The following is a 16,234-nucleotide window of genomic DNA, read 5'->3' as shown; positions in this document are numbered from 1 at the left end:
TTGCCTATCTGTATACAACCATAACGGCTTAACTGAGATTTGTAAATATATCTTAATACAGATTTAATTATAGCAATTATGAGTTTTACTAATATGTTATGGATGTGACGCACAGAAGGCTAGTTTTTGTACGTCACTGTTGATTTGCTCAACCAGGAGGCCAGGCTAGATGCCGTCCTCCCAGGATATGTAGATGTAAGTGGTAAACAGTTTGACCACCGTCAGCACCTGTATTAATGACTAGGCGATAACCGTTTTTTAGTCCAGCTTGTTCGGCAACACGCTTGGCTGTTAATAAAAGATGCCCCAATAGAGCATGATCTTGAGATTCGGCTTCAGCTAGTTGGGGAATGGGTTTTTTGGGAATGACGAGGATGTGAACTGGTGCTTGGGGGTTGACATCTTTAAACGCCAAGGCTAAATCATCCTCATAAACAATATCTGCGGGAATTTCCCGACGAATGATTTTGCTGAAAATCGTATCTATGCTTGCACTCATGCTAGGTTGCCTATGTATATGCTAAAGATTTTAGGCGATGGCGTAGCCCATCGCTTCTAGCGATCGCATGGTGTACTCTCATAATTGGGGTGCGATCGCTTTTTCGTAGGGAAAAAGTTAAGCTGTTATGTAGTGAATGCGTCTAAACCTCAATGACGAAACCTGCCGATGTCAGCACCAAACGCTTAATTAGCCTCGCACCGGACAACTGGGTAAAATGGGTGACGCAAATACCTGATGTGGTTGCAGGGGAAATTCTCAACTCAGAATTCCAGTGGATTAGTCGAGAAAGTGATGTACTCATCCGCGTGGAAAGTCAAGAGTACGGAAAGTTTCTGGTTCTCAATGAATTGCAATTGCGCTATAAACCAGAAATGCCACGACGAATGCGTGCATATTCAGGATTGGCTGAGGAAAAGTATAAATTACCAACGTATCCTGTACTAATTAACATTCTGAAAACAGGTGAAGCAGAAATACCGACGCGATATGAGTCTAATCTTGCTGGGTTACAAGTTCGTCAAGATTACCGAGTGATTAACCTCTGGGAAGTAGATGTTAGAATTGCCTTAGAGCAACCTTTACCGTCTCTACTTCCTTTTGTGCCGATTCTCAAAGGTGGTGAAAATGAATCCACAATTCGGGAAGCATTGCGTTTATTGCAAGCTGATGAACAATTAAGCCAATTAGAAACGGTTCTGGCATTTTTTGCGACCTTTGTACTAGATAGCGCCTTAGTTCAGGAAATTATGAGGTGGGATATGACAGTTTTACGCGAATCACCTTGGTATGAAGAAATACTGCAAAGGGGTAAAAAAGAGGAAAGACTCTCAAGTATTGAGCTATCTTTAGAAGTTAAATTTGGCAATGAAGGATTAAAGTTCATGCCTACAATTTCTGAAATATCCGATCTTGAAACACTAAAAACAATACAACGCTCAATTCTCACAGTTGAAACTCTAGAGGAATTAAGACTTGTAATGGAAAACTTGTAAGAGTTAATCGTTGAGTAGTTAATTTATTGTTAGCAGTATTGGGGCAAAGGTATCTGAATTTGACATTGATTTTACCTAATTCTGAATCTCGCCGCCTATCTGTTTAACGTTGACCGTTTGAGCATCCACAATTCCCCCTGCAAATTGGGAATTGGGTTGATAATAGATAGAAAGTTTTCCTGAATTTTCTGCTAGTTGTTTATTTTGTTGATTAATTGTAGAAAATAGCTGATTAATAAATTTATCTTTATCCTCAATTCTGGCTTGATATTGTGCCTCTAATGCTTTATGTGCAAATTCATAGCCTTGCATGAAATCACCATGAATCTTTGTCTTGTCAGCATCAGGTGAAGCATTAATTCTAACTACAATAACTCCATCGCCTTTCTTTTCAATGATATTAACATCTAATTGAGCGCCTTGATTTTCAATTTCTATTTTCTTAAAGGAGTAGGCGAAAGCATCCCAGTCTATACCATTACGGAAAATTAAATCAATGGTTTCTAAAGATTTTTGAAAAAGTTTGGTGAATTCTCCTGGTGCAAATTTACCGCTACTAGGACGGCGTTCTTGTTGATTTTCTCGAAGATAAATGTATTCACAAATTACATTATCTAATTCTGTATTGCTGTTAGTGTGCCAGTCTTCTATACAAGCTCCTGTAAGGGTCGCACGGGTAAAATTTGTTTCTAGAGCTTGAATTCTTGTGAAGTCAGCCCCACTGAGGTTAGCCCTACTCAGGTCAGCCTCTATCAGGTCAGCCCCTCTCAAGTCAGCCCCTCTCAAGTCAGCCCCTCTCAGGTCAACCCCACTGAGGTAAGCCGCTCTGAGGTAAGCCTCACTGAGGTTAACCCCACGGAGGTCAGCCCTAGTTAGGTCAGCCTCTATCAGGTAAGCCCCTCTGAGGTTAGTCCTACTTAGGTCAGCCCCTCTCAAGTAAACCCCACTGAGGGCAGCCCCACTGAGGTCAGCCCCTCTCAGATCAGCTTCTCTCAGGTCAGCCTCACTCAGGTCTGGTTCTATTTCAGGATTTTCTTCCCTCCACTCATTCCAAAATTCTACCCCTCGAATAAGTATTCGGAAGTGTTCCTGATTCGCCATTTAAGAAAAACCTCAACATAATAATTAGAAGAATACCAATACAACAATTTATTCAGCTTCTTGCCAACCTTTAATAGCACCAACAATAAAAGCACCAGCAGGGTTATCAATAGCTTTTTCAAAGGCAGCTAAACCACCTTCTGTAATTGCTCTGATTGCTCGTTTTTTTAGATTTGGATTACCTTCAATGTGCTTGATGGCTTCTGCTGCTACTATCAATTGCTCTGATGTTGTGGTGGTTGGGTAAGTCTGCTCTAATTGATTGAGGAGTTGTTGAATCTCTGCTGCTGCTTCTGCTAGATTTTGTTTTTGCTCAGGTGTGATGGTGATATTGCCGCCTATTTGATGTGCTGTCACTGTTTCAGCACTTATCACACCACCAGTAATGTAAGCGCCTTTGAGGTCAAAACTAGAAGTTTTACTGTTTGTGCTTGGCTGGTTTTCGTTATCTTGCATATTATTCATAGTATTTACTTGTTCTGCCTAGCTCATGCTACCACTACAATCAACATTCCACTAACCGAAGGCTCCGGAATAACTTGACATTTATCGCGGCAGAACATCATCGAGACGCAGTTGAAGCGAGGGTAAAAGAGGAGATTTAATAAATTCGCCTAGACGATATTGTTGTTGGCTGTAGTCTTCTCCAATTAGTTGACAAACTGTAAATGTGGGTTGTTTTGGTTTACCAATAAAAACAACGCCACCCAGTCCCCGATAATCGACAATCCAATATTCGGAAATTCCTAACAAGGCGTATTCTTCAACTTTACGGGCATAATCAGTTTCCCAGTTGGTGCTGACCACTTCAACTACTAATTTAATTGATTGTCCTAAAGCAATGACTGGTTCATGTTCCCAAAAAGGTTCATGGTGAAGCACCGTTTCATCTAATACTATAATATCAGGACGGCGGGCTGTGGCTGTCTCTGGGAAAGGACGGATAAGACAGGTGCGAGGAATAAACCAGGGGAGTTGGGCGGTAGTAATGGCAATACCTAGTTGGGTTGCCAGTTTACCACCGACGGTTTCATGGGGGCCAGTTGGTTCCATGTCAATCAATTCTCCGTCTGCAAGTTCATAGCGGGGGTTGTTACCATATTGGACGAGGAATTCTTCAAAGGTTAATGGTTTTGTTAATGCTTGAACCATAAGTCACCTACATCTTTAGCTGCTATTATTTTAGCTTGATGTTTTCCTTATTTTCTGATTATTAACAGTCTTATTGCGTGATTTCACTCATGCAAATGTACCTAGCCATCTGCTAGAGATTTTAAAGGTTCCCTGTATATATTTAAGCAATGCTGGCTAGAGTCTGGAGTGCATCAATTGTTGGCATCGATGCCGTTAAGGTAGGGGTAGAAGTCGATGTTTCTGGGGGTTTACCGGGAATTGTGATTTTAGGTTTGCCAGATTCAGCGGTTCAGGAATCAAAGGAGAGGGTAAAAGCAACGCTGAAGAATGCGGGTTTTGCTTTTCCGATTCGCAAGATTGTGATTAACTTAACTCCGGCAGATTTACGGAAGGAAGGGCCGGCTTTTGATTTGCCGATTAGTGTGGGAATTTTAGCGGCTTCTGAGCAAGTTAGCGCTGATTTGTTGGGGGATTATTTATTCTTGGGTGAAGTTTCCCTTGATGGGAGTTTACGTCCTGTTGCTGGTGTGCTTCCTATCGCTGCAACGGCTCAAAAGATGGGAATTGCTGGGTTAGTTGTGCCGATGGATAATGCTCAAGAAGCTGCGGTGGTGGAAGGATTGGCTGTTTATGGTTGCAACAATATTGCTGATGTGGTGAATTTTTTGAATCATCCGGGGCGTTACAAACCTGTGCAAATTGATGACAATGTAGATAAGTTGCAGGGAACGTCTCTAAATCATTTGGCAGATTTGCAAGATGTGAAAGGACAGGCTCATGGACGACGTGCTTTAGAAATTGCGGCGGCTGGTGGACATAATTTAATTTTTGTCGGGCCGCCTGGTAGTGGTAAAACTATGTTAGCGCGGCGTTTACCGGGGATTTTGCCGCCGTTGTCTTTTGCTGAGTCTTTGGAGGTGACGCGGATTCACTCGGTGGCTGGGTTGCTAAAGAATCGCGGCTCGTTGGTGCGCGATCGCCCTTTTCGCAGTCCCCACCACTCAGCATCTGGGCCTTCTCTCGTTGGTGGCGGTAGTTTCCCCCGTCCTGGAGAGATATCTTTATCCCACTTTGGTATTTTATTCATGGATGAGTTGACAGAATTCAAAAGAGATGTCTTAGAATTTTTGCGTCAACCGTTGGAAGATGGGTTTGTAACGATTTCCCGGACTAGACAATCGGTGACGTTTCCGGCTCAGTTTACTTTGGTGGCGAGTACCAATCCCTGTCCTTGCGGTTACTATGGCGATACTATCCAAGCGTGTACCTGTTCACCGCGTCAACGTGAGCAATATTGGGCAAAGTTATCTGGGCCGTTGATGGATAGAATCGATCTGCAAGTGGCGGTAAATCGCTTAAAACCAGAGGAAATTACTCAACAACCGACGGGAGAAGCATCAACATCAGTCAGGGAAAGAGTGCAACAAGCACGCGATCGCGCAATTACCCGCTTTCAAGCAGAAACAAATCTGCGTTGTAATGCCCAAATCCAGAGTCGTCATCTCCAGAAATGGTGCAAACTAGATGATGCCAGCCGGAATTTATTAGAAGCTGCAATTAGAAAACTAGGGTTATCGGCCAGAGCAAGCGATCGCATTCTCAAAGTAGCCCGAACCATTGCAGATTTGGCGGGAGATGATGACCTGAAACCCCAGCACGTAGCAGAAGCGATTCAGTATCGCACAATTGACAGAATGCAATAGGTAATGGGTAATAGGTGATAGGTAATAGGCAAGGGGTAATAGGTCATAAGGCAATAGGCAATAGGCGATGGACAAGAGAGTTTTAGCTATGTGCATCCGTTTTTACATAGTTATCTTTACCTATGCCTTTTTACTAGAGATACTTGTTATTGCTGGTAAATCACCTCTAATAATTCACTCGCTTGTACTAGAGATGGCAAAACTCGGTAAGCAAAACTTTTTATTTCCGGAGATGGCTGTTCTATATCTGGAACCATAATAGTACGCATCCCAGCTTTAAAAGCTGCTTCCACACCTACACATGAATCTTCAAAAACCACACATTGCGGGGGCATAATATTGATTCTATGACTAACTTCCAGAAAAATATCTGGGGCGGGTTTGCCTGCTGCAACATCTGCACTGGTGACAATTGTCGTGAAATATTGGTAAATACCAGCGTCGATTAAACGGCGGATGGTTCTGGTGCGAGATGTACCAGTTGCCAATGCTATGACTACTTCTAAATCACTCAGTTGCTGGAGTAAATCTAAAACACCTGCTTTTATGGGCAGACCTGCTTGTATTTCTCGCTCATCACCAATTTTAATGCGTTGGGCTGTTACAGACTCAAAAGGGAAGCTGTCTCCATATATTTTTTTAAAGATTTTTTCCCGCCAAGATAAGTCTCTACCAACAAATTTGTGGTATAAATCATCGCCAAAGTTGTAGCCATGACTTTCTACGGCCTGTTTCCAAGCCCACCTTGCAATGCTTTCGGTATCAAAAAGCAGACCATCCATATCAAAAATTGCGGCTAGGAAAGCTTGCGACACATTAAGTCCTTCAATTAACGCTTGACAACATTCAAATATATCAGTAGAGATGAAAATTCTTGCCTCTAAAATGTAGTATTTCTCTAAAATGATGGCTCACAAATCTATGACTGCTAAACGCTTCTATTACATTGGCTTTGGGCTAGAGGATCTGGGTTCAGCACCACCGAAGATTGCTTTATTATCTGGAGATCCGCAACGGGCCTGTTTAATAGCCGAAACTTATTTGCAGGATGTGCAGTTGTTGTCGGAGACTCAATAGCTATGTAGGATGTTTACCCAATGGTCGCCGGGTTTTATCTGCTACTAGTAGTATGGGTGCGCCTTCTCACTCGTATTGTAGTGAATGAGTTGGTACAAGTGGGCATCCAGCAAATTATTCGCATTGGGACTTGTGGATCTATTCAATCCCATGTACCAGTTGGTAGCATTGTTATTAGTAGTGGGGCATTATGTCGTCAAGGTGCGGCTCAAGATATTGAGCCTGTAGAGTATCCAGCCGTTGCCGATCCTTTTCTCACCGTGGCCTTAGTGAAAGCAGCACGAGAATTAAAGGTTGAGCATTATTTGGGGATTACGGCGTCGGTAGATACCTTTTACGAAGAACAGGAACGCAAGAGTTCAGCGAATCCCAATTTAATGCGATCGCCTCCGGCGGGCGCTTTGTGGCATCACCGAAGAATATCGACGGTTAAATATTTTGAACTACGAAATGGAATGGGGCACGCTGTTTAAAATGGCGGGTGTTGATAATTTTGCTGCTGCTGCTGTTTGTGGGGTGGTAGCTCAACGCACCATTGCAGAAAATTTCATCTTACCTCAGAGGTATCTTGCTATCCAAAATGCGATTGCTACTGCTATAAATGCCACAAAATATTTGGAATAATCTGCAAAATCACGAATTTATTAACTTGATTAATTTTGTAAAGATTCATTTTCGGGTAAATATTTTTATCTGCACTTTATCTAATCTTTAATTAATTAATATTAAATTACAGGTAATATGTTCTAGATTAGATTTGGTCTGATTTTATGAGGACGATTTAAGACCAGTCAAAAAGTATAAAAAGTATCAAACGTTAATCCTAAATGCATTTAGAAAAGGATTGCTTAAGTAGTCGCTAATTGTTTATCGCTTCAGCAACCATCGAATGTAAGGATTGTAGATTTGGGATTTTGGCAAAGTTGAGACTGCGAGGGCTGCTGGATCATTTTTAGGGTTTTTCTTCTTAATCGAAAATCTAAAATTCGGTCAGGGGCATCTGGTAAAAAACTTATTTAAGACAATTCGGAGAAGTAGTTAACATGAATGATGCCTTGAGGCGTTGGATGATGACCGGTAACTTAGTTTTGATGGCAGTCATACCAACGCTGACCTTTTTATCATTGTCGTATCGAGTCACAGCTAAAGACCCAGGAGTATGTTTCATGGTGACATCCTCTGGTAAAACTATTAGTTTGGGTATGCTTTGCGGTACAACTATGCCAAATAGCGAAATTGCCCGGATTCCTAAGGTTACAAAGATCCGAAATGGTGAAATTGCTCGGATTCCCATCAAACGCCGCATTGGCAAGACGCCTGTAATTGAAGTCACCTTTAATAACAAACAAAGCTTTGAGATGATTTTAGATACAGGTGCTAACGGCACTCTGATTACTCGCAAAATGGCAAATACTCTCAAAGTCAAGGCTACAGGTAAGATGCAAGCCCTAATTGCTGATGGCAGCAAAGTCGAATTCCTCACTGGACAAATAAAATCGATGGCGGTTGGTGCTGTTGTCGCCAAAAATCTGAAAGTTGCGATCGCCCCAAAAGCAGGTATTGGATTATTGGGGCACGATTTTTTTGGTAACTACGATATTAAGCTTTTGGAAAAAGAGGTGGAATTTCAGCGCCGCTAGTCCAGAAATTCTGCCAAATTGGGTACATCTACCCAGCTTGCTGTTTTATGAGATTCATGGGATAAATCCATCAACAACTGGGAATAAACTCCTTCGCGCAGGGATGGTGTAATTTCCTGGTGAGTTTCGATTCCCTGCACCCATTGATCGACAACGCGGATAAATGCAGAAATTCGTCCATCAGCATAATTTTGCGGAAACAGTAACTCCTGGGGGATTTCGATTTCCGTCAGGGGTTTACCAGGCTTGTTCCCCCAAACCCGAAATCCATGTATATAATCTTTTTGATTTTCACTGCCTAAAATTAACGTCCCGCGATCGCCATATACTTCTATCCAATGGGTTCTCGATGCATATACCGCTGCACTGATAGCAACTTGGCAAGGTGTACCATTTGTCAATTCCAGCGATAACATACAGGTGTCGTCTGTCTCCACTGGCTTTAATTCCCCGGTAGCTGGGTTAATTCTCGCTGGAATGGCAGTACTCAAATGGGCGTTTAATCTGCGTACTGGGCCAAATAGCCAGTGAATGTAATCAAAGGCATGGGAACCCAAAGACCCCAATGCACCACCGCCCTTATCTTGCTCAGAATACCAATTCCAAGGGCGGGAAGCATCTGCACGAGAGGAACCAAACCAATCAATTTTAATTAAGCGCAACTCACCTAGATAATCTGTTGACAACAGTTGAGCAAAAAATTGCCACCCTGGGACAAAGCGAAATTCAAAGTCTACAGCGGCTAAGACGCCTTGTTTTTTAGCTAACTGATAAAGTTCTTTGGACTCAGTGGCATTTAAAGTTGTCGGTTTTTCGAGTAATAAATGTTTCCCAGCTTGCAGCACTGTTTTTGCCATTTCATCATGCAGAAATGGCGGTGTAGAGATGCTGACTGCTTGCACTGCTGGCAAAGCAACAATGTCTGCAAGGCGATCGCAGGCGTGGGGGATATGATGCGCTGCTGCTATGGCTCTAGCTTGATTAATATCTCGATGATAAACGGCAACTACCTCGGTTTGAGGATGTGCTTGAAATCCGGGAATGTGGACTTTTTGACCAAATCCGGTGCCGACAATTGCCACTCCAATCATAATATCTCCGTCTATATACTTAATTTGATTTTTACCGCAAAACTCGAATCGTCAAAGGATATCGATAATGCTCTCCATTGTATGCTTTGATGCCTGCAAAGGTCACCAGAAATAATTGTACTGACAGGATGAATAAAATAAACATCATGAACACAATTAGTAAACTATCTAAGGTGGTATTTACATGATTTGATGCCTGATTGCTAGTCACTGCAAGACCAAAACTGGTTACCATAAAAAACAAAGAGATTATGATGATAATAAAAGTATAAAACGTCAATGAGATTTGAAAGTTCAAAGCCTCTTTACCTTGAAGATCAATCCAGGGGTATTGTGCTTTTTTTAATTGCCAAATCATCAATGGTGGCAAAAGATTTACTGGTAAAAATAACGGCAAACCGAGAAAAATAAAACAACACAAGATTATCCATGCTAAAAGCGCTGAGAGATGACACAACATCGCCCATATACGCATTTGTTGTTTTGGTTTTTCTCGTTGCATGGCTTTTAATTTTCGCAGTGATTGAGGGAGTAATCCTCTATTTTACTACCAAGAATCGCCTAATGTAAGGGGAAAACTAGCGATTGCATCGGAAAAACCCATGTAACGGGGTACCTTGTAAATACGCGGGTGGCTGAAGACAGGTGACGCCCTCTAAACAACTCCGAACAAAGTCAGGAGAGGGGGAGGGCAGTTTAATTTCTGAAAAAAAATATTATTAATCGGAACATAAGCTACCTATAATAACTCTATTAGTGTAGGTAGTATAAAAGTCAAGCCATTTAATTAGATATATCTTTATTATTAAAGGATTAGATTGATGAGACAGCAGATTTGGTCTGTAACTCAAAAGTTAATTGTTAGCAGTCTACTAACACTATATTCGATGACTCCTGTACTAGCTGTACAAGACGAGCAACTAACCCGTGCGGAAGTTTACAAGCTAACGAAGATAGTCGAACTGTTGCTGCAAAATCAAACTCGACGCCCAGCAAAAGCAAAAGATGTAATAGTTCCACGAGATGCAGTTAGGACAGGCGTTAGCTCTGAAGCTCAACTTTTCTTTAACGATAAATCATTAATTCGAGTAGATCAGAGTAGCACATTTCGATTTGAACCAGGTGTGCGTCGCTTTCAACTACCAAATCGCATTGCCCTTCAGGAAATGATCTTTAAGTTGGAGAATGGCACTACTTTAATTTTAAGTCCACCAGGTAGCGTTGGCACGGAAATTGAAACGCCAGAAAGTAAAATAAGTATCCTGGCAGTACTTCCTGCTGCTAATACTAATAATTTAAGTCAAAATAACGGTGGTGCTGTACAACCGACAGCAACTAAACTCGCTCTATCTCAACCAGCAAATCAAGCCAGTGCAGTGATGGTGAGTCACAATTCAGCACGTAACATCACACAAGTTTATGCTTTGACGGATGGAGATATTAAAATCTCTGATTTGAAAGATAAAAAAATCGTTGCTTTAAAAGGTGGTCAGACAGTAGCTGTCAAAAATGGAGTGGTAGGAAATGTACAGGAATTTGACTTAAAAGGATTTTATAAAATAATCACTTTGACTGGTGGTATCGGGCCAGGACAAGAAAATTTAGTTGCTCAAGAAGCGGTTCCAGTGCAGGAAACACTCAAAGCTGTGAGAATTGAAACTTTGGCAGCATTGAGAAATCAAACGAAGAGAATAGAGGGATTTACTAAGACTTTCTTATCAGATGCTTTAAATGGTACTGAGGGAGATTTAAATCCTCGTCCCCGCGCTTCAGTTAGAATTATTAACCAGCAAGTTATCACTGGTACATTCGTCAAAACAGGAGGAAATAATGGCATGTTTATCCCTGATAATAGTTCCAACTCTCCAAAACAAATTTCTGTAGATTTTGATGAAGGTACTGTTACCATTGATGGCACAACAGGTATATCTAATAAAGCTGGTTTGAATGGTAATAATGCAAGTGGCTCAGTTATCGATGCTAATGGTCAAATAACCCAGATTCAAGTTTTTGGGGTCAACGGTGATGAACCCCAAGAGGGAATTCCCTATTATGGTAGTTTGACAACTGGGGTAGCACGCGATCGCTAATCGCTAATTTGTCCAGATATTTATGTGTGATGGGTGATGATGATCTACAACAAATTATTGTTCTTATCTGGAACAGCAGTATTTTGTTTAGCTGCACCAGCTTTGGCAGTTAATGCAAATGAGGAAAATATTCGCAATTTACAAGTAATTTACTCAGAAAAGTCGGAAAATTTAGACAACATATCTCAGAGTTATGAAGACTCTGATAGCAACGACGAGCGGTTGAACTCAGTATCACAATTATCTGATATTCAGCCTAGTGATTGGGCTTTCACGGCATTGCAATCTTTAGTTGAACGTTATGGTGTAATTGCTGGTTATGGCGATGGAACATTTAAAGGCAACCGTCCCTTAACTCGCTATGAATTCGCCGCAGGTTTACAGGCAGCATTAGATAAAATTAATCAATTAGTTGCGGCAGGTTTAACAGAGCAAGTTAAAAAAGCTGACTTGGAAACATTACAAAAACTCCAAACAGAATTTGCAACCGAATTAACAAATTTAACAGGGAGAATTGCCGACTTAGAAGCGCGTAATGCCAATTTAACAGCCCAACAATTTTCGACTACTGTCGGTTTGGGTGGACAAGTAATCTTAGGTTTAGCAACGGGTTCTGGTGGTAAGCCTCCAGGTAAAGGAGAAGCTAACACAATTTTGACTCAACTCACACAATTGCAACTGGTGTCTTCTTTCAATGGTAAAGACCGTTTTCGCATTGGGTTGGTAACGGGGAATAGTGCGGGAGATAGCTTTGGTAATCCTGAAGCTTTTAACACCAATATGGCTAGGCTAGCTTGGCAGGCAGATTACGAAAATCAGGTAAAATTGGATTCTTTAGAATATCGAGTTGCTGGATTAGGCGATCGCGTTGTTTTCACTTTCAAACCTGTAGGATTCAGTTTAGGCAGTGTTCTCAGCGTTAACTCACCCTACGCTGACGCTGGAGGAGGGGCTATTTCTCTCTTTGCTGGTTCATCTCCCCTTTTCAAAATTGGCAGTCTTGATGCTGGTTTAGGCTTTGATTGGTTGCTTTCTGATACAGTTCGCTTGCAATTTGCCTATGGTACTAGAAATACTAATGATAGTAACCAAGGTTTATTTAGTACAGATCATAGTGCTTTGGGAGTGCAATTATTATATAAGCCAACTTCTTCTTTAATTACTGGTTTAACTTATATAAATGCCTATGCGAAAGATGGTCAATTAGATACTGGCACAGGTAGCGGCAATGCTGATACTTCTGGTGGCTTAAATGCACCTGCTCAAATTCATGCTCTCAACGCTAGCATGAAATGGCAACTAACTAATCAGGTGGTTTTTAGCCTTTGGGGAGGTGCAGTCGTAACTGATGCCTTAACATCAGATGCAGTTGCGCTGACTACTACATATCAAGCTTCTTTAGGTTTATATGATCCTTTTGGTAGAAAGGGCGATTTATTTGGGTTGATTATTGGTCAACCGCTCAAGTTGAATAATGGATATTTATTTACCAACATAGACCGAGGAAATTCTACACATTATGAGGTTTTTTATCGTTTTTTAGTGAATGATAATATTGCTATTACTCCGGGATTTTTTATTGTGACTGACCCTGGACATATTTCGAGCAACAATGATATTTTTGTGGGGGCAATTCGGACTACTTTTAGTTTTTAGGATTTTTAAACTAATTGACTTGCTTTTAACTTGTTACAAATGAATATGAAATCTACGCAACTGCCCTAGTTAAGCTATATTATAAGTTATGCTGCAAATTTCTAACAAAATCATTATTTCCGATAGCGAAATTGAAATTAGTGCGATTCGGTCTCAAGGTGCAGGAGGCCAAAATGTTAATAAGGTTTCTACTGCCATCCACCTACGATTTGATATTCAGAATTCATCATTACCCGCTTTCTATAAAGAACAGCTTTTGAAGTTAAATGACCGACGCATTACCCTTGAAGGGGTTGTTGTCATCAAATCTCAAGAACACCGAAGCCAAGAAAAGAACCGGGAGGCAGCTTTTGAACGACTTAAAGAACTCGTTAAAAATGCGGTCATACTGCCCGAAAAACGCAAACCCACTAAACCGACTCGCAGTTCTCAAAGAAAACGTCTTGACAGTAAAACTAAGCGAGGACAGATTAAGTCCACGAGAAAGCAAGTAATTGATTAAAATGCAATGGCTTCTGAAGTGATCCTAAATAATATGTGTATCCGATCCAAAAATGCTAACAATTACTAACGATTTTCTGCTGTTTCTTCCTGTTTCCACCTGGAAGTGTCGACACTATCCAGTCCACAGGCTCTCCCCGACTAATCTAGCCGCTTCTTGACTTAAATTAATAGCAGCGTTAATTGTTGGCATAATGCTAACCCTCGATTCCAGGCGTGTCTTGCTACTCCTGCGTGTTGTGCCAGTAGTAGACGCTGCTGCTTGCTTACCTTAAGTTTTGTCTTGAATCCTATTAGCATGATTGTATTTTACATAAAAATGCTAACTTCATCTTAAATTTGATGCATTTGGCGGCAAATTAAATGTGAGTAATTGGTAGTAATTGTTAGCTTTTCGCTAACTGTTAATTAACCCTCACGGGAGCAGTAGGCATCACATTTCTTCAGTCAATGTCTTCAAAGAAGAGTCCCCCAGATGCCCACACTCACCCGAACGCGAACAGCGTCTCGCTATCTTCGGGGAGTGTGTGGAGTACGTCACCTAGAACGGAAAGCCCGGAATTTTGACTGGAATCGGCACGGGGATTTTGTCTCGCACTTGGTCAACCGCCCGATTGATCGTCCGATCTATCTCTCCCTGCACCAGAGCTTTTGCAGCAGCCTGGGCAAAACCGGGTTGGTTTGTCATGCCCACATCAAAGATACAGCCTTCCAGTAGGCTCGCCTCTACACCTGCTTTACGGCAAACGTTTTCAGCCGTTCGCAACTGCGCGGGCAGCAAAGAGCTGAGGGTGAGGTAACGTTGGGGAAAACTCGGATTGCTAAAGGTTTCAGTAGATTGACCCAACCCATAGTCAAATAAAGACTCACTAGATCGAATTCGCCAACTGTTCCCAAACTCACGATGCAGTTGATCTAGAAAGGCTGTTTCTAGCTGAGAGAGCGGAATCGGAGTGGGCAGCAAGTTGTTGAGGGCGGAGGTGAGTTGACCGTAACTGGATTTTGCGGGAATTACTTTGCCAGCGCGGGTTTGCAAGTCGTTCGCTGCATTGCCATCAATATTGCCCAGTAAGCCATTGTAACCTCCCGGTTGGGTAGCAGACACGCTGGCAGTGACATTCAGAAAAGTCAGCTTTGCTACCTGACTCAGGCGCACAGTTACCTGTTCACCCGTTTTCCACTGAATCACATATTGCTGATCGCTGCGCTTTTGCACCACACCATCGGTTAGCGTCAGGATGCCGTTTTGCAACTCCACAGGTTTGCCATTTACCCAGAGCAGTGAGGGGTTGGAGTTAGGCGCATTTTGAGCATAGAAGGCAACGCGATCGCTTCCAACCTTCATGGCAACCGCCGTGTTTAGGGTCAGTTGTTGCCCTGATACTTGGGATTGACGCGTCTGCACCGCAAACTTGCTATCCTGAGACTGGCTCAATAAAAACTCGCCCACTGTCTGGAAACTGTAGCGGAACCCATCAAATGTGATCAGGTGGGGGTCACCGTAGCTCGTGCCAGTTTTGGTACTGCCGCTACTATCCGTTTTGCTGCTACCGCCACTAAGCGAATCAGAATTAGGGCTACTACTGCCGCCACTCTTACCAGGTTTGTCTTTCTGACAAGGATTTTCTTCCACAGTAACATCCACCAGCGTAGATTGAGTTGTCCCTGTCACTGCTAGCAGGACTTTGCCAGAGGGCGCGGATTCTACCCCTGATGGCGAAGAGCCATCTTTGCATTGGCAGGTTTTCGCCACACAGTAGCTTTTGGCAAAACTTTGGCTGAACTTAAGTACATCGCTACTGCCGCCATCCCAGCGCAAAGCTCCGTACCCTTTGATGTTGAACTTGATGATTTTACTGTCAGGAAGGGTGATGTCGTATAAGGCTTGGTTTACAGGTAGGATTTCTACGGAAAGCGGAGCAGATGTAGAAATAGCAATTGGGGTCGGTTCTCGCTTGTCTAAAGTGATGCCAGGACCAGTAGTGTCCCAGTCGGGCCCGGCTTTAGTAAGTCGTGCCAACCCAGCGGCCCAATTGGTCAGGAACATATCGCCCACATCACTGACTAGTTGTTTGAAGAGGATGTCGGAATTGTTGGAAGTGTTTTTGAGTAGCTGATCAAGTTCTTTCCAGACGTTGACCCCGTTGTTTTTCAGGTGGGCGTAAAGTCCGATGGCATCATACTTCCGACTAAATAAGGCTTTGGCGTTAGTCAAATACTCTTTCCAGCTAGGACTACTAATCTTCGTTCCGCCCACATATTCTTCTGCTGCCCATTGAGCAGATCCTTCAATTAACCAGTCGGGAAGCTCCTTGGCTACGATTAATTCATTCTGGAAACAGTGGTATACCTCGTGGGCAAGGAGCGATTTGTCTTGCTGGTCATTGGAAAAGGGGGAAAGCCAAACGATCCAGCAGGTGTCCATTTTTTCGCCATCGGGTTGCTCGACCCATATCCCGTTTTCTTTCTTAGCTCGAACAGTATATGCTCCTGCATCACCTTTTAGCTTTTTGATGTCGTCGGCAAAGTTGGGAGGAGACGTTTTTTCGTCTGTGATTAAAATCGGGCGGGTGATCTTTCGTCCAATCAGATTACCCAAATCGGTGGCAGTCTTAGTCACCATCCCGTAAGGTGGAAAAGCCGAAAGTGCAGGCTTGGGGTAAGTGACCACCAGCAGCAAAACACTACTCAGCAGGATTAAGAGAAATCCAATCCACTTTCGTTTTAACTTCATGTTAAAGCTCTTC

General features: G+C 42.5%; 18 protein-coding genes. 9 read left to right on the top strand and 9 right to left on the bottom strand.

From position 1 onward, the window contains the following. Positions 1 to 148: 148 nt before the first annotated feature. On the bottom strand, positions 149 to 499 hold the full coding sequence (locus CYLST_RS08870) for a histidine triad nucleotide-binding protein (protein WP_015207374.1): 351 nt from the start codon (positions 497 to 499) through the stop codon (positions 149 to 151). 152 nt (positions 500 to 651) lie between these two features. Between CYLST_RS08870 and CYLST_RS08865 the strand changes: the two genes are divergently transcribed. Beyond that, positions 652 to 1,494, top strand: coding sequence for an RpnC/YadD family protein (locus CYLST_RS08865; RefSeq protein WP_015207373.1), 843 nt, complete (start codon positions 652 to 654; stop codon positions 1,492 to 1,494). 75 nt (positions 1,495 to 1,569) lie between these two features. Here the strand turns inward: CYLST_RS08865 and CYLST_RS32220 are convergent, their stop codons facing one another. The 3 genes from CYLST_RS32220 to CYLST_RS08850 form a co-directional block, all read right to left on the bottom strand. Continuing rightward, on the bottom strand, positions 1,570 to 2,595 hold the full coding sequence (locus CYLST_RS32220) for a pentapeptide repeat-containing protein (RefSeq protein WP_015207372.1): 1,026 nt from the start codon (positions 2,593 to 2,595) through the stop codon (positions 1,570 to 1,572). 48 nt (positions 2,596 to 2,643) lie between these two features. After that, complete coding sequence (locus tag CYLST_RS32215; protein WP_051056108.1) at positions 2,644 to 3,060, bottom strand: cell division protein ZapA; 417 nt, start codon at positions 3,058 to 3,060, stop codon at positions 2,644 to 2,646. Positions 3,061 to 3,141: 81 nt separating this feature from the next. Continuing rightward, a complete protein-coding gene (locus CYLST_RS08850; protein WP_015207371.1) occupies positions 3,142 to 3,747 on the bottom strand; it encodes a Uma2 family endonuclease in 606 nt (201 codons plus the stop codon). A 149-nt stretch (positions 3,748 to 3,896) separates the two neighbouring features. Between CYLST_RS08850 and CYLST_RS08845 the strand changes: the two genes are divergently transcribed. Continuing rightward, complete coding sequence (locus tag CYLST_RS08845) at positions 3,897 to 5,432, top strand: YifB family Mg chelatase-like AAA ATPase (RefSeq protein ID WP_015207370.1); 1,536 nt, start codon at positions 3,897 to 3,899, stop codon at positions 5,430 to 5,432. 146 nt (positions 5,433 to 5,578) lie between these two features. On the opposite strand, the gene CYLST_RS08840 is transcribed toward CYLST_RS08845, so the two are convergent. After that, positions 5,579 to 6,247: an HAD family hydrolase gene (locus CYLST_RS08840; RefSeq protein ID WP_015207369.1), complete on the bottom strand. Its 669-nt coding sequence runs from the start codon at positions 6,245 to 6,247 to the stop codon at positions 5,579 to 5,581. An 88-nt stretch (positions 6,248 to 6,335) separates the two neighbouring features. Here CYLST_RS08840 and CYLST_RS36525 point away from each other — a divergent pair, with 88 nt between their 5' ends. The 4 genes from CYLST_RS36525 to CYLST_RS08830 all read left to right on the top strand — a co-directional run bounded on the left by CYLST_RS36525 (position 6,336) and on the right by CYLST_RS08830 (position 8,149). Next, entirely contained in the window at positions 6,336 to 6,509 is a 174-nt protein-coding gene (locus CYLST_RS36525; RefSeq protein WP_342663873.1) for a hypothetical protein, read from the top strand. 20 nt (positions 6,510 to 6,529) lie between these two features. Further along, complete coding sequence (locus tag CYLST_RS36520) at positions 6,530 to 6,982, top strand: nucleoside phosphorylase (RefSeq protein ID WP_342663872.1); 453 nt, start codon at positions 6,530 to 6,532, stop codon at positions 6,980 to 6,982. Beyond that, a complete protein-coding gene (locus CYLST_RS36515) occupies positions 6,960 to 7,133 on the top strand; it encodes a hypothetical protein (RefSeq protein WP_342663871.1) in 174 nt (57 codons plus the stop codon). Before CYLST_RS36520 ends, CYLST_RS36515 begins: the two co-directional genes overlap by 23 nt. A 419-nt stretch (positions 7,134 to 7,552) precedes the next feature. Continuing rightward, a complete protein-coding gene (locus CYLST_RS08830; RefSeq protein ID WP_015207368.1) occupies positions 7,553 to 8,149 on the top strand; it encodes a retropepsin-like aspartic protease family protein in 597 nt (198 codons plus the stop codon). Here the strand turns inward: CYLST_RS08830 and CYLST_RS08825 are convergent. Both CYLST_RS08825 and CYLST_RS08820 read right to left on the bottom strand, forming a co-directional pair. After that, on the bottom strand, positions 8,146 to 9,240 hold the full coding sequence (locus tag CYLST_RS08825) for a Gfo/Idh/MocA family protein (RefSeq protein WP_015207367.1): 1,095 nt from the start codon (positions 9,238 to 9,240) through the stop codon (positions 8,146 to 8,148). The two genes, CYLST_RS08830 and CYLST_RS08825, sit on opposite strands and share 4 nt — an antisense overlap. Before the next feature lie 31 nt (positions 9,241 to 9,271). Then, positions 9,272 to 9,742 carry a DUF4870 domain-containing protein gene (locus CYLST_RS08820; RefSeq protein ID WP_015207366.1) on the bottom strand — a complete coding sequence of 157 codons (471 nt, stop codon included), beginning with the start codon at positions 9,740 to 9,742 and terminating at the stop codon, positions 9,272 to 9,274. 319 nt (positions 9,743 to 10,061) lie between these two features. Here CYLST_RS08820 and CYLST_RS08815 point away from each other — a divergent pair, with 319 nt between their 5' ends. From CYLST_RS08815 to arfB, 3 genes are all read left to right on the top strand, one after another. Next, complete coding sequence (locus CYLST_RS08815; RefSeq protein ID WP_015207365.1) at positions 10,062 to 11,330, top strand: FecR family protein; 1,269 nt, start codon at positions 10,062 to 10,064, stop codon at positions 11,328 to 11,330. 36 nt (positions 11,331 to 11,366) lie between these two features. Further along, positions 11,367 to 12,986 (top strand): iron uptake porin, encoded by a 1,620-nt coding sequence (locus CYLST_RS08810; RefSeq protein WP_015207364.1) that lies wholly within the window; start codon positions 11,367 to 11,369, stop codon positions 12,984 to 12,986. Between the two features lie 88 nt (positions 12,987 to 13,074). After that, complete coding sequence (arfB, locus tag CYLST_RS08805; RefSeq protein WP_015207363.1) at positions 13,075 to 13,488, top strand: alternative ribosome rescue aminoacyl-tRNA hydrolase ArfB; 414 nt, start codon at positions 13,075 to 13,077, stop codon at positions 13,486 to 13,488. A 161-nt stretch (positions 13,489 to 13,649) separates the two neighbouring features. Here the strand turns inward: arfB and CYLST_RS33230 are convergent, their stop codons facing one another. After that, the gene (locus tag CYLST_RS33230; protein ID WP_245587481.1) at positions 13,650 to 13,787 is read right to left on the bottom strand and encodes a helix-turn-helix domain-containing protein; all 138 of its coding nucleotides are present in this window, start codon (positions 13,785 to 13,787) and stop codon (positions 13,650 to 13,652) included. Between the two features lie 241 nt (positions 13,788 to 14,028). Then, on the bottom strand, positions 14,029 to 16,221 hold the full coding sequence (locus tag CYLST_RS32210) for a VWD domain-containing protein (protein WP_015207362.1): 2,193 nt from the start codon (positions 16,219 to 16,221) through the stop codon (positions 14,029 to 14,031). Positions 16,222 to 16,234 lie beyond the last annotated feature (13 nt).

Origin of the sequence: Cylindrospermum stagnale PCC 7417 (assembly GCF_000317535.1) — a bacterium.
GTDB classification, from domain to species: domain Bacteria; phylum Cyanobacteriota; class Cyanobacteriia; order Cyanobacteriales; family Nostocaceae; genus Cylindrospermum; species Cylindrospermum stagnale.
This window is presented reverse-complemented; position numbering and strand designations above follow the sequence as displayed.